The 26,792-nt window shown below is 42.7% G+C and carries 22 protein-coding genes; 13 read left to right on the top strand and 9 right to left on the bottom strand.

The features are described from left to right. Positions 1-479: 479 nt before the first annotated feature. Complete coding sequence (locus LF817_RS15630) at positions 480-707, bottom strand: hypothetical protein (protein ID WP_253936739.1); 228 nt, start codon at positions 705-707, stop codon at positions 480-482. Between the two features lie 371 nt (positions 708-1,078). On the opposite strand from LF817_RS15630, the gene LF817_RS15625 reads away from it, so the two are divergent. Beyond that, positions 1,079-1,594 carry a DUF3221 domain-containing protein gene (locus tag LF817_RS15625; RefSeq protein ID WP_253936738.1) on the top strand — a complete coding sequence of 172 codons (516 nt, stop codon included), beginning with the start codon at positions 1,079-1,081 and terminating at the stop codon, positions 1,592-1,594. A gap of 557 nt (positions 1,595-2,151) precedes the next feature. Here the strand turns inward: LF817_RS15625 and LF817_RS15620 are convergent. Further along, positions 2,152-2,496 (bottom strand): DUF4181 domain-containing protein, encoded by a 345-nt coding sequence (locus LF817_RS15620; RefSeq protein WP_253936737.1) that lies wholly within the window; start codon positions 2,494-2,496, stop codon positions 2,152-2,154. Between the two features lie 390 nt (positions 2,497-2,886). On the opposite strand from LF817_RS15620, the gene LF817_RS15615 reads away from it, so the two are divergent. Further along, positions 2,887-3,156, top strand: a complete 270-nt coding sequence (locus LF817_RS15615) for a hypothetical protein (protein WP_253936736.1) — start codon at positions 2,887-2,889, stop codon at positions 3,154-3,156. 241 nt (positions 3,157-3,397) lie between these two features. Here LF817_RS15615 and LF817_RS15610 read toward each other — a convergent pair whose 3' ends face one another. The 4 genes from LF817_RS15610 to LF817_RS15595 all read right to left on the bottom strand — a co-directional run bounded on the left by LF817_RS15610 (position 3,398) and on the right by LF817_RS15595 (position 5,502). Further along, positions 3,398-3,946 (bottom strand): hypothetical protein, encoded by a 549-nt coding sequence (locus tag LF817_RS15610; RefSeq protein WP_253936735.1) that lies wholly within the window; start codon positions 3,944-3,946, stop codon positions 3,398-3,400. Positions 3,947-4,278: 332 nt separating this feature from the next. Beyond that, positions 4,279-4,458: a hypothetical protein gene (locus LF817_RS15605; protein WP_253936734.1), complete on the bottom strand. Its 180-nt coding sequence runs from the start codon at positions 4,456-4,458 to the stop codon at positions 4,279-4,281. 195 nt (positions 4,459-4,653) lie between these two features. Beyond that, positions 4,654-4,821 (bottom strand): hypothetical protein, encoded by a 168-nt coding sequence (locus LF817_RS15600; protein ID WP_253936733.1) that lies wholly within the window; start codon positions 4,819-4,821, stop codon positions 4,654-4,656. A 123-nt stretch (positions 4,822-4,944) separates the two neighbouring features. Further along, the gene (locus LF817_RS15595; RefSeq protein WP_253936732.1) at positions 4,945-5,502 is read right to left on the bottom strand and encodes a hypothetical protein; all 558 of its coding nucleotides are present in this window, start codon (positions 5,500-5,502) and stop codon (positions 4,945-4,947) included. A 378-nt stretch (positions 5,503-5,880) separates the two neighbouring features. Here LF817_RS15595 and LF817_RS15590 point away from each other — a divergent pair, with 378 nt between their 5' ends. The 9 genes from LF817_RS15590 to LF817_RS15550 all read left to right on the top strand — a co-directional run bounded on the left by LF817_RS15590 (position 5,881) and on the right by LF817_RS15550 (position 18,295). Beyond that, a complete protein-coding gene (locus LF817_RS15590) occupies positions 5,881-6,516 on the top strand; it encodes a GNAT family N-acetyltransferase (protein ID WP_253936731.1) in 636 nt (211 codons plus the stop codon). Continuing rightward, complete coding sequence (locus LF817_RS15585) at positions 6,516-7,475, top strand: alpha/beta hydrolase (RefSeq protein WP_253936730.1); 960 nt, start codon at positions 6,516-6,518, stop codon at positions 7,473-7,475. The genes LF817_RS15590 and LF817_RS15585 overlap by 1 nt, the downstream gene beginning before the upstream one ends. Before the next feature lie 317 nt (positions 7,476-7,792). Next, positions 7,793-9,142 (top strand): aspartate aminotransferase family protein, encoded by a 1,350-nt coding sequence (locus LF817_RS15580; RefSeq protein WP_253936729.1) that lies wholly within the window; start codon positions 7,793-7,795, stop codon positions 9,140-9,142. A gap of 4 nt (positions 9,143-9,146) precedes the next feature. After that, on the top strand, positions 9,147-10,658 hold the full coding sequence (locus LF817_RS15575; protein WP_253936728.1) for a pyridoxal phosphate-dependent decarboxylase family protein: 1,512 nt from the start codon (positions 9,147-9,149) through the stop codon (positions 10,656-10,658). Beyond that, on the top strand, positions 10,655-12,418 hold the full coding sequence (locus tag LF817_RS15570) for an IucA/IucC family protein (protein ID WP_253936727.1): 1,764 nt from the start codon (positions 10,655-10,657) through the stop codon (positions 12,416-12,418). The genes LF817_RS15575 and LF817_RS15570 overlap by 4 nt, the downstream gene beginning before the upstream one ends. Before the next feature lie 29 nt (positions 12,419-12,447). After that, positions 12,448-12,996 carry a GNAT family N-acetyltransferase gene (locus LF817_RS15565; protein WP_253936745.1) on the top strand — a complete coding sequence of 183 codons (549 nt, stop codon included), beginning with the start codon at positions 12,448-12,450 and terminating at the stop codon, positions 12,994-12,996. Beyond that, positions 12,971-14,302 (top strand): lysine N(6)-hydroxylase/L-ornithine N(5)-oxygenase family protein, encoded by a 1,332-nt coding sequence (locus tag LF817_RS15560; RefSeq protein WP_253936726.1) that lies wholly within the window; start codon positions 12,971-12,973, stop codon positions 14,300-14,302. Before LF817_RS15565 ends, LF817_RS15560 begins: the two co-directional genes overlap by 26 nt. A 617-nt stretch (positions 14,303-14,919) precedes the next feature. Next, complete coding sequence (locus tag LF817_RS15555) at positions 14,920-16,737, top strand: IucA/IucC family protein (protein WP_253936725.1); 1,818 nt, start codon at positions 14,920-14,922, stop codon at positions 16,735-16,737. Between the two features lie 535 nt (positions 16,738-17,272). Next, the gene (locus LF817_RS15550) at positions 17,273-18,295 is read left to right on the top strand and encodes an N-acetylmuramoyl-L-alanine amidase (RefSeq protein ID WP_253936724.1); all 1,023 of its coding nucleotides are present in this window, start codon (positions 17,273-17,275) and stop codon (positions 18,293-18,295) included. A 184-nt stretch (positions 18,296-18,479) separates the two neighbouring features. Here LF817_RS15550 and ppdK read toward each other — a convergent pair whose 3' ends face one another. The 3 genes from ppdK to LF817_RS15535 all read right to left on the bottom strand — a co-directional run bounded on the left by ppdK (position 18,480) and on the right by LF817_RS15535 (position 23,190). Further along, the gene (ppdK, locus tag LF817_RS15545) at positions 18,480-21,155 is read right to left on the bottom strand and encodes a pyruvate, phosphate dikinase (RefSeq protein ID WP_253936744.1); all 2,676 of its coding nucleotides are present in this window, start codon (positions 21,153-21,155) and stop codon (positions 18,480-18,482) included. After that, complete coding sequence (locus LF817_RS15540) at positions 21,155-21,973, bottom strand: pyruvate, water dikinase regulatory protein (protein ID WP_253936723.1); 819 nt, start codon at positions 21,971-21,973, stop codon at positions 21,155-21,157. Before LF817_RS15540 ends, ppdK begins: the two co-directional genes overlap by 1 nt. Before the next feature lie 491 nt (positions 21,974-22,464). Then, complete coding sequence (locus LF817_RS15535) at positions 22,465-23,190, bottom strand: glycosyltransferase (protein ID WP_253936722.1); 726 nt, start codon at positions 23,188-23,190, stop codon at positions 22,465-22,467. Positions 23,191-24,228: 1,038 nt separating this feature from the next. On the opposite strand from LF817_RS15535, the gene LF817_RS15530 reads away from it, so the two are divergent. Continuing rightward, positions 24,229-25,635, top strand: a complete 1,407-nt coding sequence (locus LF817_RS15530; RefSeq protein ID WP_253936721.1) for a hemolysin family protein — start codon at positions 24,229-24,231, stop codon at positions 25,633-25,635. Next, a complete protein-coding gene (locus LF817_RS15525) occupies positions 25,628-26,650 on the top strand; it encodes a CNNM domain-containing protein (RefSeq protein ID WP_253936720.1) in 1,023 nt (340 codons plus the stop codon). Before LF817_RS15530 ends, LF817_RS15525 begins: the two co-directional genes overlap by 8 nt. The last annotated feature ends 142 nt before the right edge of the window (positions 26,651-26,792 follow it).

The raw sequence follows: 26,792 nt of genomic DNA, 5'->3' as shown, positions 1-26,792 counted from the left end.
TCTCCTCCAAAATCCCAACCTCCAGTAAAATAACGTCATCAACTATTTTACTAAAAGAATAGGCTGATAGAGCAAAAGTGTAAAATCTATTCAAGCGAAAACTGTCAACTTTATTCTAGCGTTTACACGAAGGTGGAAAATTCATCTTTCCCCTTCGTCTTTTGTTGTTTTTTGTGTTACCAAATGATCAAACCATCGAGGCGGAAGTGGAGTTTGGCTGGTTTGAGAAATATAAAAAAGAATAACAATATAAAATGTTATCCCGTTCCTCTTTTTTGACTCTATTACCAGTAAAATTCAGCCCTCCCGCACTGGTCTACGATTGTTGCGGGAGGAGGGGAACCTAGCTGAACCTTATATATGCTGAAATAGATGGATGTCCAATGCCAATTTATTTTCCGACAATATTACAGGGCAATGCTTAGTTTGGCGGACTCCTCTAAAGGACATCTGCTAAACAACCATCGCCCAATTTCATTTTACTTTTCATAGTAGCTGTCATCGTCCTCAAAATACAAATACGCCACTAACTTTTCAAAATCTTTATCAGAGGAACATTCGATTTGTAAATCAATAAAGGCCATTACGACTTCCTCATCATTAAACGGAAAATGACTGTTATCTACGTTACTTAGGATCTCTCTTTTAGAGAGTCCCTTCTCCCTTAATACCACAACTGCTTTCTTCATTGAAGATGCTTCTCCCATGTGTATGCCTCCTAGGACGGTTTAGTTTCTTTTCTGAGAAAAATTTTACGCAAATTCTTAAAGTAACTAAGTTTACGGAGAATGGCAGACGGAAAACAAAAAATAATGAAAAGACCCTTGTCTTTATTAATTACTACATGATTAAGTGATTTTCCTGCTTGGCTTAGTAGTTCCTTTTTTCCGAAGGGCTCTGTTAAAGTTTAGTGTTGATATTACCTAAAAAAGAGGACTTCTAATTTTATGGAACACGATTGCTTTACACTGAAACACAAATGAATTATAAGTGGTATTTATAAAAATATGAGGGGAGAATTATTATTAAATTTTTATTGTTAGGTGTATTGAGTTCCATTTTAGTGGTGGGGTGTAATGTGGACCATAGTAGTAACGTAGAAACCCCTACCACAAGCAAGGTTGGTTTTGTAATGGATATTAATAAAGAGGATGAAGAAATACTCGTAGTTAATTCGGAATTAGATGAAAGAGATACTAAAGACGCAGACGCTTCTCCCATTTGGTTTTCTAATCCTCCTAAAGATGAGCAGCTTTATGAGAAAGCAGAACTTGGTGATAAAGTAGAGATTAAACTTAAGGATGTTATGGAATCTTACCCTGGCCAAGCACTTATTGAGGACATAAAGATCTTATCTACTCAAACCGAAGATGGAGCTGACCTAAGTCAGTCCGAAGTGTTAAGAGAAGTACTTGAAAAGAATGGTGAAGAGATGATGGAACTCTACGAAACTCCGGGATCTGGAGGCGCGGTACCTATAGTTAGAAGTATGGATTACGATTCAGAAGCAGATGAATGGAATGTAAAAATAATATCACAGTCAGCTACGGAAACGGTTAAAGAATATCCGGAATTTAAGGTTAAGGACGAATGATATTTAGGAGGTGTTGTGGTTCTAAAAAGCTAGTTGAAAACTATAAATTTATTTTTTTATAATCATCAAAAATTTAAAAGGGAGGGAGAGATAGAATGATTACTTCAAAAGAGTACTCTATTAAGCAATCGCCCCCTTATCTGGAAGACTTGAATTCGAGACATCTTGAAGTAGATCTAAAACTTCCGCACACGTTTGTTGAACAATAATTAAAATAGAAAGAAAATAAATCCCCCAAATAATAATGAGAAAAATATTGGTATGACACAACCAATACCAATACACCCTTCAAAAGAATTTTGAAAGAAAGAACGAATTTTATCCCCTTTTGTCTCCTTATGGGTATTCAATTTAGACATAAATTTGCACATCCTTAATAAATCCACAGCAGGACTTTTTTAGCCTCATTCTTCCTCTTTTCCTGTTCAACTATTCTGCTCCGTTAACACAATAAGCGATAGCCTTGTGCAGCTATAGCCCCCGTTAGCTGAAAGCTTGAATTCAAGATATTTTTGATTTAAACATATCAAACACAACTGTTATCTTAGTCACAACATCTACTCTAAAAATGGAACGTTATACACAATAATAAGACTCATTATAAGTAACATCATTGTGCTTATATATTGCTTTGAATCTTTAATAAAGATGAATTCCATAATTGCCTGAAATCCTAATGTTATTGCTAAATAGGACATAAAAAAATATTTTATTAATGTGTCTGAGTTGAAATCAATGCCAGACCATAGTGCACTTAAAAAGACAAACAGGATTATACCTCTCCCCCAACGGTCAAGATTTTTCCCGGATGTTTCTGATATTCTTACCTTCTCAACCCTAAGAATCTTATTTGTAATTTTTTCTGTCATAAACATCAAGGCAATTAATACAATTAAAAACACTAAGAACTCCACCTAATCCCCCCTTACATTAACATTGAACGATTATCAAATTATTGGTAAAGGCTAGAAAATTTACGCTTGGGTAGCAATGAAGTCCCTATTAAGGTTGCTCAATCGCCCCCGATACAGTAAGACTCAGATTCGAGATAATTCTTAATGTTACTAAATTTTTGAAGGGTTTTCACTTAGTTCCATTAACAATACAATAATCACCTTATAAATTATTAACCAATCAAATAAAGTATGGTTGAATTCAATCGAAGTTAACAAATTAATGGTAATAATATACTCTCTGTTCGTTGCAAACCCTTATTTAAGAAGTTAAAATTACAGTTGGGACATAAAATTTCGTGAACATTGTTGTTAAATTTCTAGGCTAGGAGGTCTCAAATGGCGAAAAAATACATACATACGATAAATTTAATTGTAGGTGTAGTGGCTGTAGGGTTTAGTCTCTTTTTAGCCTGGGCTGTGTCAGCGTTTGCTCCTGAAGAAAATGCTGGAGTAATTTTTATTCCGATACTAGTAACAGCAGTTTGGGTTATAGGATATATATTACAGATTAAATTTAATACATTAAAGAATGTATTAATTACGGTCCCTGTCGAAGTGATAATATTTTACTTAATAATTACACAAACCTCTTCGGTTATGAATTAAATATCGACTAAAAAATCTCTACACGTTACTACACCCCAAATGTTAAAATGAAAAGCTAACTTTTGGGGTGATTTTAATAATTTGAAAATGAATCTATCCAAAGTAGCTCTGCCACTATACTAAAAAGTAGTAACTTAGAGTAATTAACTCGAAACTGAGTCTAAACTACTCTGCCCTATACTTAAACCTCCAACTATTCTGCTCTTTTTAAAGACCTTGATTTTCAAAAAACTATTTCGAGTTACGTAATCATATGGGTATAACCCATTATGTTAAGAACTACGCCATAAAGAGAAAACAAAATCCCTAAATAAAAAGTCCACGGGTTTTCATCCCTATCTTTATCAATAGTTTCAAGCGTTACCAAGCCAAATACTAATGCAACTAAAGGTATGACTATAAATTGTGGTCCAAATGCGAAGCCAGCCCCACCAAAAACTAAAGCCAGTATTCCGAACATATTCTCCGAAGGATATTTTTCTAGCACTTCTATTTCTTCTTCTGTCAAATCTTCATTACTAGAAAATACTTTTTCAATTTTTTTTAATTTTTTCCTCATTTTGAATCCCAATCTAATAATAACAATCGTACAAAGAGAAATAAGACTATTAAAAATAATATCTTGTTCTCTTCCTAACGTAATTCCTACTCCTTCTATTTGGCTACCGTCCATTACTATGGAAGAGATAGTCCCCACCGCTACACTAATTGCAACTATTAAAATAGCATTTAATTTTTTAAATCTAAAACTAAGTATTAAACTTATTATAAACACCACTATTGTTCCCAACCATCAAACCTCCTATAATTGATACCTCTATAAGCTTAGTAATAATTATTTCAAACCTCTACATTTTTCACAAGTAGTTATTCAGTTACCTTTTCCACAGAGAGAAGAGCGCAAATTCTTATTCCAAATTGCGCTCTTTAACGAAAGGCTCTGTTAAAGTTGAGTGTTGATATTACAAAAAAAAGAGGACTTCCATTTTTATGGAAGTCCTCTTTATATATATTTCCTTATTAAACTAAAGCCCCCAATTGCGTAAGACTCGAAATCGAGAAACTTCAGAATTTATGGGCGATTATTTTATTCTTTTTCCTTTATCTCTTTTAATAACTAAACTATTCATTTTGATTCTTCAGTTTTCGGTGTTTAAGTCCTTTGTACAAGACCATCATTACTGGAGGAGTAAGACCCACCAGTAGAACAGTAATATTCTCCTTAGGTCCAATCCAGTAAATCAACCCCATTATAACGATAGAGGCTAGTACAAACAACCATCCAACCTTTTTATTTAGCATACTTTGCCTCCTTACCTTTCAATCATTCCTTTTTAATTTCGTTTCCAATTATTTCAAAATTACACTTATTACTCAAGTCTAATTAAAAGACATCTCAAGAGAATATCTCGAATTCAAGTCTTCAACTAACCTGCCCGTTAGCTAAAAAGCGATTGCTCATATTGAACAATCGCCCCCTATAATTGACTAAAATATTTACGAATTTTCTTTCTCATCTTTTATAAATAAGCCAATTATTACAACAATAAACCCTAAACCTAATAAAAAAATCTCAAAACCACCTGTTCTAAAAACAACTTCAGGGATATATATTGCCACAAGCATTAGTGCAATGCCTAGTAACATTATTTTAATACAATGCATTGATTCTCCACCTTTTAAACTCTTTTGACCTTTGTTTTAACCCAGAGAAACACTACCATTGTGTAGCAATTGCCCAAGTCACAGAAACACTTGAAATCAAGACTTTTACTAAACCAAAACTTATTAAAGATTGTTTTGTATTGACCTATAGCTTTCCTCTAAAGTATTGTTCAGCTCTAATATGAATTTCCCCTCTTCCTGATTTTTGTCCACGCTCGCTGCATTTCTAGTTGCTTCTTGGATTATTTTAATCTCCTGGTATAATGCCTCTTTATTTTGTAAAGAAAGACTTCCTCCTTCATCAATTTGAGCACCCTTACGAGCGAAATAATTGCTTATAACTCCGAAAATCTCTAAATTGTTTTGCTCTCCTTCTTTTATAACTTTGTCTTTACTATTTAAATCTAAAAGGAAATTTGACTCTCTATCTAACTGTAGAAAAAGATAATTTAATTCAGTTAACTCACTTTTATGGATTGTATCTGTCTCTAAATTTTCTTCAGTTATACGTTCAACGTCTCTAAGTCTTTCCATAAAATCGTCTTTACTTTTTTCGGTAGTGTCATTGAGAGTTTGATTAAGCTCATTGTTTGAATCGAACTGAAAGAAATTAGTAATTAGTGAGGCAACTAATATTAAATACAACAAAATTATCATAGGTTTTCTTTTCTTAAATGCCATCAACTACTCCCCCACAATTGCAACTTCCCAAAATATCACAAGGTCTAAGATAACTACCACTCCTAAAATGCACTTTAATTCATATACGAATGAGGACAGATATCGTTTCAAAACTGGCTAATATCTCGAAACTGAGTCTTCAACTAGTCTTCAACTAACCTGCCCTATACTGGAAGACTCAGTTTCGAGATAAATCCCCACTTAGGGTACAAGATTCAAAAGTTATATCGTGAAAGTAGATAATCTAAGGGTATCATAGGCCACACATTCTCCTAGGCAGAAAGTTTAGTTGACTTTCGTGCTAGTTCTTTCTTATAATGAACCTAAACTTAAGTGATAATGAGAATCATTATCAAAAGATAGTTAGGAGGAAAAGTTGTGCAAGAAACACCCAACTACACGGAGCTGATGATCACGGCGGGAGAAAACGTAGAGAGTTTTTCATTCCGCCCGTTAGATGCAGGAAGAGACGTTGAGCTGCTTTATAAATGGATGCATCAAAAACATATCGCTCCATTCTGGAAGCTGAATCTTCCATTATCTGAATTCAAACCATGGGTTCATAAGTCAGTGGAAGCGGAACATAAGGACTGCTACATAGGCTTTTATAACGGCGAGCCCGTCTGCTATCTGATTGCTTACTCCGTAGAAGAAGACCCGATCAAAGATTATTACGATTATAAAAAAGGTGATGTAGGGATGCATCTCCTGATCGGACCTCATTCCTGCTTAAATAAAGAGGATGGACTATCTATTGTGCGCGCCATGATTCTATTTTTATTCGACCGTTATGATGCAGAAAGGATTATTGGTGAACCTGATCGACGGAACCGGATTGTTATTCCCATCCTGAAGGAGTTAGGCGGAGAAGTGCTGGGCCGCATTCAACTGCCGAACAAAGAAGCTGTTTTAATCTCAGGAGAAAAAGCACCGGTTATTGAAAAACTCAGGGAAAATAATATTGAGGTTGATATTCGTAATTCCATGACGGTACCAGGAAATGAGCTGGTTTGATGAAAGGAACGATAAACGTAGACGCCCAAGTGGTTGATTTGCTGGAATCGATTAGGGCGAAGATGGTCGAGCTCGAACATCCCCCTTTAGATGAGTTGACCCCACAACAATCGAGAAATTACTATCAGGTAGCCAGAAGTTATTTCACAGTACTACCTGTCGAAGGGGTGCCTGTGGAAGATAGCTGCTTCCAGGGGAGAGCTGGCCATGACATTCCTGTCAGAATCTATAAGCCGGAAGGAAGAGGCCCCTTCCCGGTTCTTATCTATTTTCACGGCGGAGGCTGGGTCTTCGGGGACTTGAACAGCTCCGATAATGTCTGTAGGTATATATCCAAACATGCGCAAACCATCGTTGTTTCTGTCGGTTACCGGCTCGCCCCCGAGCACACATATCCGGCAGCTTTTCATGATGCGATTGACGCGGTCAGATGGACTTCTCATCAGCTGGAAGAATGGAACGGAGATATGGCACGCCTGGCGGTAGGAGGGGAAAGCTCCGGAGGAAATCTTGCCGCGGCCGCAGCCATCTACTTCAGAGATACAAAGGAATTGGAGTTATCCTGCCAATTTCTAATTACGCCTGTGTTGGATTATAATTTTGACACGCAATCGTATCAGGCGAATTACCAGTACAACTTGACAAATGAAAAAATGAAGTGGTTTTTTAATCATTATTTGAATGACCCTGCTGATGGGGAAGACGTTTATGTATCGCCGCTCCGGCTGCAAAATCTGACGAAGCTGCCGCGGACGTTATTGGTGACGGCTGAATTCGATCCTTTACGAGAAGAGGGCTTCTCATATGGCATACGGCTGGAAGCCTTCGGGGTAGAAGTAGATCTCTTACATTACGAGGATCTTGTCCACAGCTTTATCAATATGATTGGTGTGGTCGAACGATCGCATCAGGCTCTGGATGAAACGACAAAAAAGTTAAAAGAAATCCTGCATGCCTAGTCAAATCCACCTTCGGAAAAGAAGGTGGATTTTGTTCTATACGGGGGGTTGGAAATAGACCGACGTATATTTGATAACCATCAGACCGGGGCTCTTTATACGAAAATGGTCCTCTTTATATACGCAGGCATAAATCACTAATTATCACACGAGCACATGGCCGATTTTTTTATCAAAAAAGCCTTAATAGCAAGGGATTAGGTGTATATTTCGGCATAAATGAGAATGATAATTGTTTTCATCTTTTGTTGACATTGATAATCATTATCAACTAATATGACATTGAACAGCCAATTGATTTAGAAGGAGTTGGAAAAATGAGCGTTAGAACAAGCAGATCCAATCAAGATTTATTGAATCAGCAGGAAAAAAGGGAATCCAATGCGCGCTCTTATCCGCGCCGTATTCCATTAGCGATTAAAGAAGCAGAAGGTATATATATTACAGATGTCGAGGGACGAACCTATATCGATTGTCTGGCAGGAGCGGGAACACTCGCTTTAGGACATAACCATCCGGTAGTCATTGAGGCTATGCATGAAGTCCTTCATGACCGGCTGCCGTTACATACATTGGATATTACGACAGAAGTGAAAGAAAGTTTTGTAGATGAATTGTTTTCAAGTCTTCCAGAAGGATTTCGGAACCGGGCGAAAATTCAGTTCTGCGGTCCAACCGGAGGGGATGCGATCGAAGCAGCTTTAAAGCTTGCTAAGACCGCAACGGGCAGACAAAGCTTATTAACCTTCCAAGGTGGTTATCACGGGTCGACGCATGGAACGATGTCCATCAGCGGAAATCTGGCGCCTAAAATGAAGGTCCAGGGGCTTGTTCCGGACACGCATTTTCTGCCGTATCCCTATGATTATCGATGCCCATTCGGAAAAGGCGGGGAAGAAGGAGCGGCTCTGAGTGCAGCATATATTGAACAGCTGTTAGATGATCCGGAAAGCGGCATTCTTCCTCCGGCAGCGATGATTTTCGAAACCGTGCAGGGAGAAGGAGGAGCTATTCCAGCTTCGGTTAAGTGGTTGAAGGAGATGCGGAGAATTACCAAAGAGCGCGGCATTCCATTAATTATTGATGAAGTTCAGACAGGTATCGGCAGGACAGGAGCGATGTTCTCTTTTGAACATGTCGGAATTGTTCCCGATGCTTTCGTCCTATCGAAAGCGTTAGGCGGAAGTCTTCCGCTGTCAGTCGTGGTATATGACCGTGATCTGGATGCGTGGGAACCAGGAGCTCACATCGGCACCTTCCGCGGAAATCAGATGGCAATGGCTGCAGGAACTGCAACCCTTAAGTACGTGAAAGAGCATCAGCTCGCGTCTCATGCTTCCGATATTGGGCAGAAGCTTTTACAGGCATTGAGAGACATGCAGCAGCATTACCCCGAGCTTGGAGATGTTCGCGGCCGCGGGCTGATGATTGGAGTGGAGATGGTTGATCCATCTGGAAAGGCTTCGCCAGGAGGAGCATATCCAGCAGATGGAGCGCTTGCGAGCCGCATTCAGAAAGAGTGCTTTGACCGCGGGCTGATCATTGAAGTCGGAGGCAGACACGGAGCGGTCGTGCGGTTTTTACCTCCCCTTATTATTACAGACGAACAGGCAGAGGAAGTCATTTCGATTTTTCGTGAAGCGGTAACGGCCGCTCTTTCGGAGTAAGCCTATGGTGACGACAACTAAAAATCATAAAGCCAATTTGTTCGATCTGTTTGTCCTTCAGCAGGGGGAAGAGGGGGCGGAGGCTTTTCGCAAACAAACCGATCTGGTGGCGGATACAGTCGCTGAAGTTTTAAGGGAAACCGACCAGCCTTTTATTGGACGGTCGGTGGAGGAAATTAAACAGCAGCTGCTCCCAGTGATGAGTGTTCCTGAATCGGCCCAGTCGCTCAATGAAGTGCTGCAGGAGATGAAAGGACCCATTTTAGAAAACAGTCTGTATGTGTCTCATGCAAAGAGTATGGCTCATCTCCACTGCCCGCCCCTTTTACCAGGGGTGCTGGCTGAATTAATCATTGGAGCTCTTAATCAGTCGATGGATTCCTGGGATCAGAGTCCTGCCGCTACCTATGTGGAAGAAGAACTCATTCGCTATGTGACAGAGACCGTGAATTATCCGGAAACTGCGGATGGAGTTTTCACAAGCGGCGGTACCCAGTCGAATTATATGGGCATGCTGCTCGCGCGTGATGCCTTTTGCCTGTCGCAATGGAACCATCGTGTCCAAACGGACGGGCTGCCGGAAAACTTTAGGAAAATGAGAGTGCTCTGCTCAGAGAATGCTCATTTCTCTGTTAAAAAATCTATTTCTCAGCTTGGACTTGGGGAACAGGCGGTCATCCCGGTTCCCGTGGATGAGCATCACCAAATGGATCCAAACGAAGCGGTCCGTATCGTTGAAGAGCTGGAATCAAATGGTCTGCTTCCATTTGCCATCGCTGCCACATGCGGAACTACGGATTATGGAAGCGTGGATCCCTTAGAGGACCTTGCCGATGTTTGTAAGGATAAGGGGCTGTGGCTCCATGTAGATGCCGCCTATGGCGGAGGATTGCTGCTCAGTCATGAACACCGGAATAAGCTTGCCGGCTTAGAACGAGCGGATTCGATGGCGCTTGATTTTCATAAATGGCTGTTTCAGCCAATCAGCTGCGGTGTGTTTTTGTTAGAAGACCGGAAGCATCTGCGCCTCCTATCTCATCATGCAGACTATTTAAATCCTGTAGAAGACGAAGCGGACGGCATCCTGAACCTGGTGGATAAAAGTATCCAGACGACGCGGAGGTTTGATGCGCTCAAGGTGTTGATGACGTTGAAAACGATGGGAACCCGATTACTAGGAAGTATGATTGATCGAACGATGGAAGTGGCTCAATATGCGGCAAGTGAGCTTGAGAAACGCCCTTATTTTAAAGTGATTAATTCAAAGCCAGAAATGTCGACCGTCGTGTTCCAGTATCGCACGGAGGAAATCGAATCACCCGGAGAACTGAACCGGAAAATCCAGCAGAAGCTTTTTCAGGACGGCCGGGCGGTGATTGCAAAAACAGCGGTCGATGGAGAAACACACCTTAAATTTACATTGTTAAACCCATGTACGAGCGAAAAAGATGTGGACGAAGTAATCGATGAGATTGAAAAAACAGCAAATGCAATCTTAGGAGGGACTCCTCATTGATAAAAGCAAAAGAAATAGCAGAACAGGCAACCATGCAAAGCTTTCTCAATTGTTACTTAAGAGAAACAGAGAATTATGAATGGACAACAGCGTCTGATTCTCCATCAGGGGAAGACGGGCAAAGAATTTTGCGGATCCCTTTAACCCGGCAGAAGCTGGCCCTCTATGTACCTGTCCAGTATTGGTCTTTAACGGGAAGACATCTATTTGACTTTCCGATCTCTTATCGAGCTGAGGCCTATGATGATGTCCATACCCTCGATTATGTTACGATGACCAGTCTGCTCGTAAAAGAATGGTTGATTGGTCATGGACAGGAATTCTCTGAAGATGAACTGGTGTTGCGCGTGCTGCTCAGCTGCCAAAAGATGAAAGACTATGTCAGCGAGCGAGCAGAGGACCGCCATCGTTTACTAGAGGAAGAGTTTAGCTATATCGAGGCGGAGCAGTCGTTATTGTTCGGACATTTGATGCACCCGACGCCAAAAAGTAAACAGGGGCTGACGGAGGCTGAGGACCGGATGTATTCTCCGGAACATCAAGGCAGATTTCAGCTTCACTATTTTAGCGCGGACCCGGAACTCGTCGAACAGGATTCCAGTCTGGATCGTTCGGCGGCGGAGCTGATTTATGAAGATGCGGCCCAGGCACAAGATGCAGAGAAGTTAGAAGTGGAATGGAAGCAAGGACGCTATTTAATTCCCATGCATCCGCTCCAGGCAAAAGCGGTGCTGCAGGAGGAGGAAGTTCAGCGTCTGCTAACTTCAGGTGCACTTAGGAATGTTGGACCGACTGGTTTGTTTTTTACAGCGACGTCTTCGTTCAGGACGCTTTATAGTGAAGATTCCCGATTTATGTACAAGTTTTCGGTCCCGGTGAAAATCACCAACTCCCTTCGAACCAACCAGCCGAAAGAACTGGCGAGAGGAGTGGAGATTTCCAGGTTGCTAGATACAGAGCTTGGTCGCGAATTAAAAGCCCGTTACCCGCAGTTTCACATTATGCGCGATCCGGCATCGATCAATCTGAAATCTAGTAAAGAGGTATCCGGGTTTGAAGTGTCTATGAGAGAAAATCCATTCTATCCAAACAGCCGGCAGGCCAGCCTTGTGGCCGGACTCGTACAAGACCATGCTTACGGCGGGAAGTCCAGATTGTATGCGACGATCCAGGGCATAGCGGACCGGGAAAAACGGAACGTGGAAGCGGTCAGTCTGGACTGGTTCCAGCAGTATCTAACCATTAGTCTGGAGCCGATACTCTGGCTGTACACGACTTACGGAATTGCTCCGGAAGCTCACCAGCAGAACTCGGTCGTACGGTTAGAGAATGGCTATCCCAAAGAATTCTACTACCGGGATAATCAAGGGTACTACTTCAGCCAATCGAAGGCGGAACAGTTGAAAGCTTTACTGCCTTCTTTAAATGAAAAAAGTGACACCATTTGTGCAGACGAGGTGGCCGATGAGCGGCTCCGCTATTACTTTTTCTTCAATCACTTGTTTGGGTTGATTAATGGGTTTGGTGCTAGCGGACTGATTGAAGAGGAGAGACTGATGGACCATCTACGCCTGCGCCTGAAGGAATACCTTCCTTCTCCACTCATTCGTAGTTTATTGGAAGAAAGCAAACTACCATGTAAAGCGAATCTATTGACGCGTTTGTATGACATGGATGAACTGGTGGGCCCGATGGAGGCACAGTCCGTTTATACGGCGGTGGATAATCCACTCGCGTCAAAGGCAGGGGTTCGTGCATGACGCTTGCATTTGAATGGTACGACGAAACCATACAGCGAACCATCGGTTTCCGCCAAGCTTCCTATAAGGATGTAGAATTGGTGCACCGGTGGATGAACGAAGAGCATGTGCATCCCTTCTGGAATTTAAATATTTCACTCGATCGTTTTAACCTTCACTTTCAAAAGGCACTTGCTGACACTCATCAGACCCTTTACCTCGGCACGATCGACGGGGAAGTGATGAGCTACTGGGAAGCCTACTGGGTGAAAGGAGATGTGATCGACAGCTATTACACAGCGAAAGCCTGGGATCAGGGCGTGCATCTCTTGATTGGAGAGAAGGAATTTCTCGGTTCAGGCTATGCTCTTCCCCTGCTCCGGGCCATGGTTCGCTTTCAGTTCCAGCAAGAAGCTACTACCCGGGTTGTGGCAGAACCGGATATTCGTAATGAAAAAATGATTCATGTTTTTAAAAAGTGCGGCTTCTCACCTATTACTCCAGTAAAGCTGCCTGATAAGGAAGGATTGCTCATGTTTTGTGAACGTGAAGAATTTGAAGCGAGGTGGAAGGATGAACACAGAGAAACAGGTGTATGACGTCATCGGTATCGGACTCGGGCCGTTCAATCTGGGGATGGCTGCGCTGCTCGATCCGGTAGAGGAGATTTCGGCATTATTTCTGGAAAAAGAAGAGGAATTCAATTGGCATCCTCATATGCTGATCGAAGGAACCACGCTGCAGGTCCCATTTTTCGCGGACCTGGTCAGCATGGCTGATGTAACGAGTAAACACAGCTTTTTGAATTATTTGCAGCAGCATAACCGGCTGTATCACTTTTATTTTCTTGAAAAATTCCATATTCCAAGGAAGGAATACAATCACTATTGCCGCTGGGTCAGTGAGCGGCTGGACTCCTGCCGGTTTGGCAGTGAAGTGACTCAGGTAACGACGGTTCCGGTCGCAGGAGAGACGGTTTATCAGGTAACAGCGGAAGACCAGCAAACTGGTCGTGTGTATCGTTATTTCGCTAAACACGTCGTGATGGGGATAGGAACGGAGCCGCGGGTACCGGAAGCCTTCCAGGACGCGCTCGGAGAATCCGTGTTTCACACGTCCGCTTACCTCGCAAGAAAACAGGACTGCAAGCTGGGGCAGTCGGTTGCGGTAATCGGATCGGGACAGAGTGCAGCTGAGGTGTTTTTAGATGTAGCGAAGCGTCAGGAAGAATCAGGCGGATCACTGGAGTGGTACACGAGATCCCCAGGTTTTTTCCCGATGGAGTATTCCAAGCTCGGTCTTGAATATTTTTCACCGGACTATATTGACTTCTTTTATAAACTTCCGCAAGCCCAAAAGGATCAGCTGCTGAACGAACAGGATCTTCTTTATAAAGGAATTAGTGCGGACACGATCGCGGAGATCTACGATCATTTATACGAACGAACTGTAGGCAATATGGATCCTGGCATTCATCTCCAGGCTATGACGGAATTGATAGAAATCGACCAGCAGGGCGAGAGCATTAGATTAAGCGGATATCAGAAGATGACCGGGGAGCCTGTGGAGGTGGAAGCGGATCTAGTTATTTTAGGGACGGGTTATCAGCCGCGTGTGCCGGCTTTTTTCAAAGAAATGAAAGAAGCGATCATTTGGGATGAACAGGGCAGGCTTGTCGTAAACAAAGGCTATGATTTGGCGACTCGTTTACAAACAGCGGGAGAGATTTTTATACAAAATGGAGAGCTCCACACGCACGGAGTCGGAACTCCTGATCTTGGTTTAGGTGCCCATCGGAATGCCGTTATTATTAACCAAATCGCTGGTCGTGAGGTGTATTCTATAGATGAGAAGCACGTGTTTCAGACCTTTGGCACAAAAAAGCAGCCAGTGCCGCTATCTTAATTAGTCTTACACATAAGCTCCGGATTGCGTAAGGATTAGTTTCGAGATGTTGGTAATAAGTGATGGTGGTTGGGAAACCGACTCGCTTTCCGGCTCTGCACGACGCAGGGTCGTTCGACGTTGCCACAGGACGTGGCGATCTTAGTCGAACATCTCTTGTGCTGAGCTTCCTCGGGCTTTTCAAGCCCTGCGGGATCTCACCGATCATGTTTATCCCATAGGAGAGGAGTCTCGCCGTTTTCCCAACCCCCATACGTTAAGTAGAGGCTCGAAACGATATCCATGGTGTAGAGCTTTTAAACGAAGAAAGCTTGATTTGCAGCTTTATTATACAAGTGATCCGCATAATGACAGCTTGCGTTTACCTATGATGATTTCGAGCCTTTTATATCGTAAGGGTCGTTGGGGAAGGGGGAGACTCCCGTGGGAGAAGGGGGTAGGCGAGATCCCACAGGGCGCAGCCCGAGGAAGCTTGCCGGTTCCCCCACAGGAAAGCGAGTCCTTCCCCAACGACCCTAAATTGCTACAAACATCTCGAAATTCAGTCTTACATCATGATAAAAAATCAATAACTACTTGTAACATAACCATTATTTATATAGAAAGAAGGGATCGTCTTGTTGTTTCAAAATGAAATTCATGAACAGTTAAACGCACAGGATTGGAAAGAAGCTAATCAGCAGCTGATCGCAAAGATGTTAGCCGAATATATGTATGAGGATATGATCCAACCGGAAGTTCTTCATTCAGACGGGAAAAAGAGGACATTTGAACTGAGCGTCCCCAGCGGTAAAGCGTACCAGTTTGATGCGGAACAGCGTCTGTTCGATAGCTATGACGTCAGCAAAGAATCTATCGTACAAATCGACCAGGGGGTGGAAAAAGAAGCCGAAAGTGCGATTGAACTACTTGTCGATCTGAAGGAAATCATTGGTATGTCGGCCGAAACGACAGGCCACTTAATTAAAGAACTCAATGCAACCTTAATAGCTGATGTCCATCTGCTGCAGAAGACAGACCGCACGTCAGAGCAACTTTTATCGGCCGATTATGCCGACCTGGAAGGATATATGAAAGGTCATCCATGGATTACATACAACAAAGGAAGAATTGGCTTTGGTTATGACGAATACTTGCGGTTTGCTCCCGAACACCAGCAGGAAGTGCAGCTTTCCTGGATCGCTGTTCATAACGAATTAGCCAGCTTCCAATCGGTCGAGGGGGTCACCTATGAACGTCTCCTGGAGCAGGAGTTAAGTAAAGAGGAAAGAAGAGCTTTCGCTCAAGAAGTGGAGAAAGAAGGCCATAACCCTGAGGATTATTACTTTTTCCCGGTGCATGAATGGCAGTGGAAGAACCAGCTGATCCAGCATTTTCCTGAGGAAATAGCGAAAAAGCAAATCATTGCCATGGGTGAAGGCAACGACGTTTACCTTCCACAGCAGTCGATTCGCACATTTGTGAATAAAAGCTCTACAGATAAGCACCATGTGAAGCTGCCGATGAGTATTTTAAATACGCTGGTTTTTCGGGGCCTCCCATCAGAGCGTACGCTCATTGCCCCGAAGGTAACGGAACTGATTAAAGGAATGTATGAAAAGGATGATTTCTTGAAAAAGGAGTGCCGCGTCATTCTTCCCGGTGAAAATGCCAGCATCAATGTGGACCATAAACATTATTCCGCGGTTAAGGATACCCCGTATCAATACCTGGAAATGTTAGGGGCGATTTGGCGGGAAAGCATTTATACGTATGTAGAAGAAGGGGAGCAAGCAATCACGCTCGCCGCTCTCTTGCACGAAGATCACAAAGGGACGCCTTTCATTCAGGCAATGATGGAGGCGTCGGGACTTGAACCGGAAGAATGGATGAAGAAATTTTATCAAGTGGTAATGGATCCGCTGCTGCATTACCTATATCAGTACGGTACTGTTTTTTCACCACATGGGCAGAACACCATTCTTGTGGTAAAAAATAACCAGCCGCATCGACTGGCAATTAAAGACTTCGTCGATGATGTGAACGTTACCGATCAGCAGTTTCCTGAGCTCGCTGATTTATCAGATGAGATGAAAACGGTTCTGCGTACAGAACCACCGGAAGGTTTGACGCAGTTTATCTTTACAGGACTATTTATCTGTCATCTGCGTTATTTAAGTCATTTATTAGAAAAACAAAATCTACTGAGTGAGAAGACTTTCTGGCAGCTGCTTGCAGAATCCATCCATCATTACCAGGAAAGATTTCCCGAATTGGAAGACCGTTTTAAACTATTTGATTTCTTCAAACCGGAAATGACCAAGCTTTGTCTCAACCGTAACCGCATGGTTGATTATGGCTACGCAGATGGAGATGACCGTCCGCACGCATCGGAATACGGCTGCGTGACGAATGCTCTGGCTTCCTTTAAGAAACCATCAAAACTTACTACGTAGAGAGGAATGACTGTCGGCAAGGGTCGTACAAAAATATGGAGGAACTTCTTTACAACGTTTCTTCATATAATTCCTTCTCTTCATCTTCAACGTCTTTCTCTAACTCATAAGCATACTCAGTTGATTATGGTTTTAAAATCGTTACTAATATCTACAACCCTCTCAAGAGTTCATAAACTTTAGAGAGGTCTTTCTTTTATTCCTAAATTTATAAGGGTCAGATGTAGCAAAGGGGGATTTTGAAATGACTGTTAGCATGTGACAGGATAATGATCTCGAAACTGAGTCTTCAAGTATAGGTCCGAATGGAAGGTTCAGATCAAACAACAATCTTTTATGATGCTAGTAAAACGCTTTATAACCTCCTCAGTTCTTATGAAATTCTGTAAGTCTCTCATTATAAAGAATCGTTTCTCTTATATATGTCACCCCCGTTACAACTTCATGTCTCAATATAATTGGGCCAGGAGGTATATTGGTAGTCTACATTGGTAAAACTGCTAATATATCAGACTAGTAATCGGGGGCATTCTTTATGAAAAATACACTTATAATAATTGTCGGAGTTCTTATCTGCCTATTTATTTTCCAACCAACAGTTGATGCGGATAGTGGGCAATTATATAAAGTCAATGTAGAAACGTTAACGTTGCGGGATGCACCAAACCAAAGTGCAACCGTTCTTGGTTATTTGAAAATCGGCGCAAAAGTCACGGTTTTTCTGCAATCAGATGGTTGGGGGAGTACATATTATAATGGAAAAGAGGCGTGGGTTTCTCTAAACATGCTGGAAGAAAAAAATGGTTTCCCAGATGCCGCAGTGTCAGGAGAGAGTGGGAAAGGGGATCCGCAACTAATAACGGAAGAAAATGAAGAAGAGGAGCCGAAGGCAGAAACTATTCAACAATATAAGGATGAGAAACTCGAAGAACTTGATGAAAAAGAACATACGACTGCCGGAATTACGCATAAGGATAAAAATCTAGAGGGACAAAGGAAGCAAAGTGGTGAAAAGACTTTGGCTGGGTATCACTTTATTATTGACCCAGGCCACGGGGGAAAAGATCCAGGGGCAGTTCGATCAGAGCTATACGAAAAAACAATAACACTATCTACAGCGAAAAAGGTTGATGAACTGTTGCGTGATAAAGGGGCTTCCGTTACATTGACTCGAACAGACGATACGTTTATTCCTGTGGAAGAGCGGGTTCAACTCAGTAATTCGACTACCGCAGATGCATTTATTAGTCTGCATTATAATACATTTAAAGACCAATCTATAAGCGGAATCGACACCTTCTATAATAATGTGGATGAGAGTCAACAGCTTGCAGTAGCCATTCAGAGATCTTTGGTCAATCATGTAAAATTCACTAATCGAGGTTCTAAGCAAGCTTCTTATCAAGTGTTGAGAGAAAACAAACATCCGGCTTTATTAATTGAACTCGGTTTCATTTCCAATCCTGAGGAACGAAAGCTTGTTCGAACAGATACGTATCAAGAAAAAGCTGCAAAGGGAATTGTATCTGGGTTGGAAAACTATTTTAATAATGACTGATTTTTTTATTTAGAGAAATAGAACAGTTAATCCATTGAATGAACGTAGGGAAAATTTTTTCTTTTTATTAATGATCTTATAAATAAATGATCTTTTATAAACATACAAAAGCGCCTCTCTAATGATAGCAATCATAAGAGAGGCGCTTTTTACGTTTAAGGTCCATTATTATGTGAGCTGCATATTAATTATGTTGAGGCACTTTTAGACATTGATTTTGCTCATGCCGTATAGTTGCTTGAGCTGCGGCAAGCCTTGCAGAAGGAACACGGAAAGGGGAGCAGCTTACATAATCCATCCCTAAATCAAAACAGAATTGTATCGATTCTTTTTCACCGCCATGTTCCCCGCAAATCCCTGTTTTAAGAGCAGGTTTTGTTCCCCTTCCCAGTTTCACACCACGTTCTACAAGCTTCCCTACACCTTCTTGGTCTAACGAAACAAATGGATTTCTTTTGAGTACATCATTTTCTACATAATGTTGAAGAAACTTGCCCTCTGCATCGTCTCGGCTGAATCCAAATGTTGTCTGAGTTAAATCGTTGGTTCCAAAAGAGAAGAAGTCTGCCTCTTCGGCAATTTGATCGGCTGTCAGGGCTGCACGAGGTGTTTCAATCATCGTTCCAATCAGGTAATCGAATGCCTTTCCTGTTTCTCCCTGCACTTGTTCAGCAATAGAAATTACCAGTTGACGCATTTCTTTCAATTCATTCACATGGCTGACTAAAGGAATCATGATCTCGGATGTTACATCCATTCCTTTGTCCATCACGTTGGACATCGCATGAAAAATGGCCTTGACTTGCATTTCGTAAATTTCAGGATGCATCATACCTAAGCGACAGCCCCGATGGCCTAACATAGGATTTGATTCTTCTAATAGCTTTACTTTCCGTAAAAGGTTCTGCTTTTCGTGCAGCTTAGATGAATGAGGGTCTGTCAGTTGCAGCGTTGTTACATCAACGAGCAATTCTTCTTTGTCCGGTAAAAACTCGTGGAGTGGTGGATCTAATAAGCGAACGGTGATCGGATGTCCTTGCATCGTTTCAAAAATTTGCTCGAAATCCTGCTGCTGTATAGGCAGGAGTTGATCGAGAGCGTCTTTTCGTTCCTCGATCGTTTCAGAAAGAATCATGCTTTGGACCGTAGGGATGCGTGAGGCATCCATAAACATATGCTCTGTACGGCAAAGTCCAATACCTCCTGCTCCAAATCCCAGGGCTTTCTCCGCATCGACTGGATTATCAGCATTTGCCCTGACGCCCATTTTTGCTTCTTCATCCGCCCAGCGAAGCAGGATCTGGAATTCGTCTGAAAGCTCGGGTTCAATCATTGGAATTTCGCCTAAAAAAATTTCTCCTGTTGAACCATCAATTGTAATGGTATCCCCGTGGTTTACGGTCGCAGTCCCTGCAATAAATTGTTTGGACTCTAAGTGAATCTTTATGGAGTCGCAACCGCATATACAAGCTTTTCCCATACCTCTAGCTACAACGGCGGCATGACTTGTCATTCCACCGCGACTCGTAACGGTAGCCTGGGCAGCAACAATGCCATGGATGTCATCAGGTGTAGTCTCAGGTCGGACAAGGATCACCTTCTTTCCATCCTTGGCTAAGGCTTCCGCTTCATCCGCATCAAAAACAACTTGTCCGGTGGCGGCTCCAGGGGAAGCGGGCAAACCAGCAGCTAGTTGTTCCCTTTTATGTGCAGGATCGATTCGGTGATGGAGCAGCTGATCCAGTTGATCTGGATCCACACGTAAAAGAGCTTCCCGTTGATCCATAATCTTTTCTTTTACCATTTCAACAGCGATTCGAATGGCTGCCTGGGCGGTTCGTTTACCTGTCCGCGTTTGGAGGATAAACAGTTTCCCGCGTTCAACCGTAAATTCAATATCCTGCATATCCTTGTAATGGTTTTCTAACAGCTCGCATGTCTCAACTAATTGTTGATAGAGATCCGGCATTTCGTTCTTGAGGCTGGCAATCGGCTGAGGCGTACGAATACCTGCCACCACGTCTTCTCCTTGAGCATTAATCAAATATTCTCCATAAAGCTTAGACTCACCAGTGGATGGGTTTCGTGTAAAAGCCACACCTGTACCCGAATCGTCTCCCATATTTCCAAATACCATGCTCTGTATATTGACGGCCGTGCCAAGGTGGCCAGGGATATTGTGCAGGCGGCGATATAAAACAGCCCGCTGATTATTCCATGAATCAAACACGGCATTGATGGTAAGGAAAAGTTGCTCTTTTGGATCCTCAGGAAATGTTCGTTTCACGTGCTTAAGCACAATCGATTTGAATGCTTCGATGACCTTTTTCCAATCTTCGGCGGTTAGCTCGGTATCGGAATGGTAGCCTTTTTCTTCACGGAAATCTTCTAACCTTTGTTCAAAAAAGTAGTTGTCGACCTTCAGGACCACATTACTGAACATTTGAATAAACCTGCGATAGGAGTCATAAGAAAATCGAGGGTTATTTGTAAGCTCTGCCATTCCTTCTACCGTGTCGTCATTCATTCCAAGGTTCAAGACGGTATCCATCATTCCCGGCATCGAATGTACTGCACCTGAGCGGACAGAAACGAGAAGCGGATTGGCTGGATCACCTAATCGTTTGTCTGTGTTAGCTTCAAGGGTGTGAAGGGCTTCTAATACTTGGGACTCGACTTCTGGCGAGATGACCTGGCCTGCATCGTAATAGGCACGACAAGCTGCTGTTGTAATAGTAAAGCCATAAGGAACGGGTAAACCAATCCGGGTCATTTCAGCTAAATTAGCGCCTTTTCCGCCCAGGAGTTCCTTCTTGCCGTTTTCCGCTCGATCAAATAAGAATACAAATTGGTTATTCATCATGCAAAACTCCCCTTTTTATTAAACATGGCCAAAATGACGTCAGCTGTCTCTTCTATAGCTTTATTAGACACATCAATGATCGGACAGCCGATTTTTTTCATGATCTTTTCCGCACAATCTATTTCTTCAAAGATTCTCTCTAAAGATGCATAATTTGCTGCGTTTGTTAAACCGAGACTTTTTAATCGCTCTCTACGGATGTCATTTAATTTTTCAGGTGAGATGATGAGTCCAATGCACTTTTTTCTTGGAATCGTAAAAAGTTCTTGAGGAGGTGGGAGCTCTGGGATGAGAGGTACATTGGCTACTTTATATTGTTTGTTGGCTAGATACATAGAAAGCGGGGTTTTGGATGTTCGTGATACTCCTATGAGGACGATGTCTGCTTGTTTTAATCCACGTACTTCCTGCCCGTCATCATATTTCACAGCAAACTCAATCGCTTCCACTCTTTTAAAATAGTTTTCATCCAACTTTCTCATTTGCCCGGGTTGTCGATTGGGCTGCATATCGAATGTTTGAGTGAACGCATTCATGAGAGGATACATTAAATCGACAGCCAAAATCCCTTCTTCTTCAGCTCTGAGGTCAAGATATTGCTTTAAATCCTGAAGTACAATGGTGTAAGCGATGATGGAAGGACTATATTTCGCATTCGTAATGACATTATTGATATCCTGGTTGTCCTCAACATAAGAAAAGTGTTTAATTTCGACATCCTGTCCAAAAAATTGGCTTATTACAGCCTTTACCATGAGTTCAGCTGTTTCCCCGATCGAATCTGACACGACGAAAACCGTTTCTTTTTTAGTCACTATCAATCTCCTTATTTATAAAGTAATAGAATCAGCCGAATGAAACGGCCTGTGTAAGTATAGAACCCATATATTTCTTTTTACTTCCCTCCCTTTATGGAAGTGTTTAGTGATTAATGTGTCATACTATTAGTGGATTTCATTGTAATGTGACACACTATTTGATGAATAGTATAGTATCACTGTTTGTGATTGGTTACAACAGAAATCTATCTTTTTGTTTGAAAAAATTTTCTGCAGATTGAAGAAGTGAAGTTTAATAGTATGTTTCTGGAGAAAGTGACCAGCGTAGAGTGCTAGGGGAAGTGGAGAAGGAAAATCCATCAAACAAAAGACGCACATTTGCTATAATGGGACACAAAAGTGGAACGTACATGATGGGATGTTCTGCAGGTTTACGGGAGCAAATTTTAGAACAATGCAATGAACAAGTCGTCAATGAAAATGCGTGTGTTTACTTATTCGGGTCTTAATCGGGCAAATCAAAGAGTCTACCAATCCTTGCAGGGGAGATGTAGTGGATGTACATGATGCCAAAGGAGCTCTAGTTCTTCAAGTGAAAGAGGAGGGGGTATGAAAGCGAGATCTTTTTCAGGTGCCAGCCGACCGACATAGGTTAATAGAAATGGCTGTTCAATACCATACCATTTTTTGATGTCTACCTCATTTGAACATGGATGGAATTTAGTACAGTCTACTCCTCTGCTCCAAATAGAAATATTCTGGAATCCATGATGAAGAAGTTCGGCTTTCGTTTGATAAGAAGGAACGAAAGTCTTTTCGAAAGATTGATAAAACCACTTCATGTATTTCCACGTCCATTTCGAGAAGTATTGAAGGTTATAATACTCCAAATAGCGATCGAAATGTTTGTGGTAAGAGCCTACGGTTGGAATGCCTAATTTCTTTGCGTAATAAAGTCCAGTCAGCCCCACATTGAATGGAGTCGCAATATGGACAATATCAGGCTTGAAAGCTTCGAGCTCTTTTTTCACACCAGGGGCGTAGGGGACTGATAAACGGCATTCAGGATACATAAAGAACGGAATACTAATGATAGGGTGGATACAGCCAGAAGAGAAGGAACCTTTTAATTGAGGAGCAAACAAGCGATAATCAATTTTTTCTTTTTCCAAATGGGTAATTAATCTTTCAAGTGTCAGAGATACCCCATTGACCTGCGGAGTGAATGTGTCACTGAAAATAGCAATTTTCATATTATCTTCCCTCCCTTGAACCATATCCTCTGGGCGATTAAGGGCAAATAAGTGAAAACCCATCCCACCGCTATTATGTATTCCGTCTTTTCATAAGATATGACAGGAGAGAACAAAAGCAAGGATTTCTTAATATAAACCTAACCAACAACCTATTTTGTGAAGTAGGTTTTTCTGAAATTTGCGGGGGCGGTAAGTTAGAGAACAAAAATATTCCCAAAAAAATAATCACTAATGGTGGCTCAGATTCAACCTGCGGAAGTAAAAACGCCCGTGGAGACCAGAGTAAAGGGGTTGTTGGAGGAGGTTTTAAAGTTCAGTTCGGTGGTTTCAGCAGACGGAATTAGAGGTCTATATTTAATAAACTAGGAAACAATATGGAGAATACAAGTAAAAACCTGTGGGAAAAGAGTTTCATGATGAAGTCATAAGAGAGGGATTATCTTGATAAACGTACATGCTGGGTTGGGATTGAATAATCTACTATTTCCCATAAATGTTTAAAAGCCATTGATAAAGGTATATTAAACCATTACCTCATAAGCTGCTTCTGACGATGAATTCAGGTAATAATATACTCTAACTATTCGAATGAATTTACGTGCGGCTTACTATAGAAGTTTTAGGGAAGGTATCCTAATGAACTTTTAAAAGATAGTGTGCTAGTAGGGTAGTTAACTTCACTTCAAAACTCAGGTGTTCTTGGAACAAGACAACGTGTTTTACTAAATGATAAATCCCCTGGAATCAAAGGACGTAAAGATAATATGATCACGATTTTTTAAAGGCCCTCCCTGTGCAGGATCAGGCCGGTTTCCTATGAAGCCACATCTTAATTTATTGCTTTTATATTTAGTTTTATATACTATGGAAAAAGAATTACGTACACAACGGAGGATGAAAATTAATGAGCAAGAAATATATGTCGTCAACTAAGAGCGAAGCCGGTGCCTCTGAACCAAGTAGTTACAGTCTATTTACTCAGGATCCAGGTCATTGCAGCCAGCCAATCTACGTAGATAAGGCGGTAGATTGCGTATGTTAATAGCAACGTTGACTTTACTGCTTGGCATCATCGTGATTCTCGCTATCATTGCCGCAAATGGTTATTTTGTCGCCCAGGAGTTTGCGTACATGTCTGTTGATCGCTCCCGGTTGGGCGTACTGGCCGATGAAGGCAATAGTGCAGCTAAACGTGCACTGGCGGTGACGAAGCGGACATCCTTCATGCTTTCTGGCGCTCAACTTGGTATCACTGTTACAGGCCTACTCATCGGGTACGTTGCCGAGCCTCTAGTGGGTGAAAGTCTGGGCGTGCTGCTCGACGGGGCCGGTGTGCCTGCCGCGGTGAGCATCTCGGTCGGTACTGTGCTGGCTTTGGCTGTGTCGACGGTTGTGCAGATGATCTTTGGTGAGTTGTATCCTAAGAACCTTGCGATTGCCAATTCCGAACCATTGGCTCTCAAGCTTGCTCGTTCAACGAATATTTACCTTGCGATTTTTGGATGGTTGATTAAGGTTTTTGATCAGGCAGCCAATGGATTTCTAAGGCTTCTGAAAATCGAGCCAGTCCATGATCTCGACAGCAGTGCCACCGCTCGTGACCTTGAGCATATCGTGGCTGACTCCCGAGAAAGCGGTGATTTGCCAAAAAATCTTTCCATCGTACTAGATCGAATTCTGGACTTCCCTCAGCGCGACGTCGAGCACGCAATGACACCGCGTTCTCGCGCAGATACTGTGGAGCCGGACATAACCATTGGTGAGGTGCGGTCCTTGATGGCTAAGGAACATACCCGTTATCCAGTCATTAATTCCGATGATGAACCAATTGGTGTTGTGCATCTTGTCGATGTACTGGCGACAACTTCGACTTACGATGAACCTGTCTCTTCGATTATGAGGCCTCCTCTGGTCGTCCCTACTTTAATGTCGCTGCCGGAGGCACGAATGCGTATGAGTGAGTCAAAAAATGACCTCGCTTGTGTCATCGACGAGTATGGCGGCTTTACTGGAGTCTTGACATTGGAAGACTTGGCTGAAGAAGTGGTTGGTGAAATTTCAGATGAGCACGACAGCGAACTGCCTGCGGTCTTCGAACCTGAAGGAGAGGACTCATGGCAAATGAGCGGAGATGTGCACGTCGATGAGGCCGAACGCGAAATCGGTTACCAACTGCCGCGTGGGGATTATGAAACGGTAGCTGGAATGATTATTGCCCATTGTGGTAATCTCCCAGCCGTCAATGAAACCATCACGGTCGAGCTCCCTGAAGATCCGGCTGACCTCGTTCATGATGACCCCGTCCGCCGTTACTTAGTAGCGCGGATAATTGAGGTGGACAGATGGGTTCCCACCTTGATCTATTTGGAAATAGATGAACCAGAAAAGAATGTTGATCCTAATTCGGTTCAGGAACAGGCAAGGAGGGGAGATAATGTCTAACCCCTTGATTATAATACTAGTGACAACAGCAATCATTTCACTAAGCGCGTTTTTCGTTATCATTGAATTTGCGCTAATCGGAGCCCGTCGCCATCGGCTCGAAGAGGAAGCGGTCAACAGCCGTGGCGCCCGAGCTGCATTGCGATCAGTGAATGAACTTACAGTCATGCTGGCAGGAGCCCAGCTGGGCATTACGGTATGTACGTTCGCTCTCGGTGCGGTGACTAAACCAGCGGTCGATGATTGGTTTTCACCGATACTCGCTGAGGTGGGGCTTCCATACTGGCTGAGCGATGGAACTTCTTTCTTTTTATCATTGCTGATTGTGACGTTCCTCCATCTCGTCGTTGGCGAGATGGCACCGAAATCGTGGGCGATCGCCCACCCTGAAGCCTCGGCAATCATGGTCGGCTTGCCTTCCCGTATATTCATATGGCTGTTTCGGCCCATGCTTCTTTGGATTAATAATATAGCCAATCGTCTCGTGAAGGCTTCGGGCGTGGAACCCGTCGATTCGGCTGCAATTGGTGGTCAGGATGCTGCGACCATCCGACACCTTGTGGAATACTCGGCCAATGTCGGTGCCCTGGACGCGTCCATCCGCAGGCCGATTTCAGGCGCTCTTGATTTGGAAACTTTAAAGGTCTCTGACTTATTTCCGAAAGAAATAGCTCCAACAGCGGTGGGTTCAGATGCCACGGCACATGATGTCCAGGAAGCAACAGAACGTACCGGTCACAAACGCGTCCTCGTTATGGCAGAGGGTGAAGGGCCCCCGAGAGTCCTTCATGTTCGTGATACGCTGCTTGAGCCGGCGGACCGGCCGGCGAGGGAACTTGCGCGCCCGTCATTCGTCCTGCATCCGAACACACTCTTACATGAAGCATTTACGAACATGCGACGGTCCAGTGAGCAGCTGGCCGTGGTTATGGACGGTTCTAAGTTCCTGGGCGTCATCACAATGAACGATGTCTTTAACAATATGCTGCCTCGCCAGAACGACAATGATTTATAAAAGAAGCGGTATCAAAAAGTTATGAAAAATGACTTTTTGACAGCTCCTTTTTCCTGTTCTTTATACAAAAATAGATAAAGCCCCAGGCGTTAGCAACTCCGCCTGGGGCTTTGTCTATAGAAGTTTGGCTTTATGAATTTTA

It is taken from the genome of Halobacillus sp. A1 (assembly GCF_024189295.1).
GTDB lineage: Bacteria > Bacillota > Bacilli > Bacillales > Halobacillaceae > Halobacillus_A.
The sequence above is the reverse complement of the archived record's forward strand: the minus strand, read 5'-3'. Positions and strand labels throughout refer to the sequence as shown.

What these genes read in the sequence shown, in the direction of transcription:
- LF817_RS15630 (WP_253936739.1), bottom strand. Translation starts at nt 707, where the DNA reads ATGGGAGAAGCATCTTCAATGAAGAAAGCAGTTGTGGTATTAAGGGAG.
- LF817_RS15615 (WP_253936736.1), top strand. Translation starts at nt 2,887, where the DNA reads ATGGCGAAAAAATACATACATACGATAAATTTAATTGTAGGTGTAGTG.
- LF817_RS15605 (WP_253936734.1), bottom strand. Translation starts at nt 4,458, where the DNA reads ATGCTAAATAAAAAGGTTGGATGGTTGTTTGTACTAGCCTCTATCGTT.
- LF817_RS15600 (WP_253936733.1), bottom strand. Translation starts at nt 4,821, where the DNA reads ATGCATTGTATTAAAATAATGTTACTAGGCATTGCACTAATGCTTGTG.
- LF817_RS15595 (WP_253936732.1), bottom strand. Translation starts at nt 5,502, where the DNA reads ATGGCATTTAAGAAAAGAAAACCTATGATAATTTTGTTGTATTTAATA.
- LF817_RS15585 (WP_253936730.1), top strand. Translation starts at nt 6,516, where the DNA reads ATGAAAGGAACGATAAACGTAGACGCCCAAGTGGTTGATTTGCTGGAA.
- LF817_RS15580 (WP_253936729.1), top strand. Translation starts at nt 7,793, where the DNA reads ATGAGCGTTAGAACAAGCAGATCCAATCAAGATTTATTGAATCAGCAG.
- LF817_RS15575 (WP_253936728.1), top strand. Translation starts at nt 9,147, where the DNA reads ATGGTGACGACAACTAAAAATCATAAAGCCAATTTGTTCGATCTGTTT.
- LF817_RS15560 (WP_253936726.1), top strand. Translation starts at nt 12,971, where the DNA reads ATGAACACAGAGAAACAGGTGTATGACGTCATCGGTATCGGACTCGGG.
- LF817_RS15550 (WP_253936724.1), top strand. Translation starts at nt 17,273, where the DNA reads ATGAAAAATACACTTATAATAATTGTCGGAGTTCTTATCTGCCTATTT.
- ppdK (WP_253936744.1), bottom strand. Translation starts at nt 21,155, where the DNA reads ATGAATAACCAATTTGTATTCTTATTTGATCGAGCGGAAAACGGCAAG.
- LF817_RS15535 (WP_253936722.1), bottom strand. Translation starts at nt 23,190, where the DNA reads ATGAAAATTGCTATTTTCAGTGACACATTCACTCCGCAGGTCAATGGG.
- LF817_RS15530 (WP_253936721.1), top strand. Translation starts at nt 24,229, where the DNA reads ATGTTAATAGCAACGTTGACTTTACTGCTTGGCATCATCGTGATTCTC.
- LF817_RS15525 (WP_253936720.1), top strand. Translation starts at nt 25,628, where the DNA reads ATGTCTAACCCCTTGATTATAATACTAGTGACAACAGCAATCATTTCA.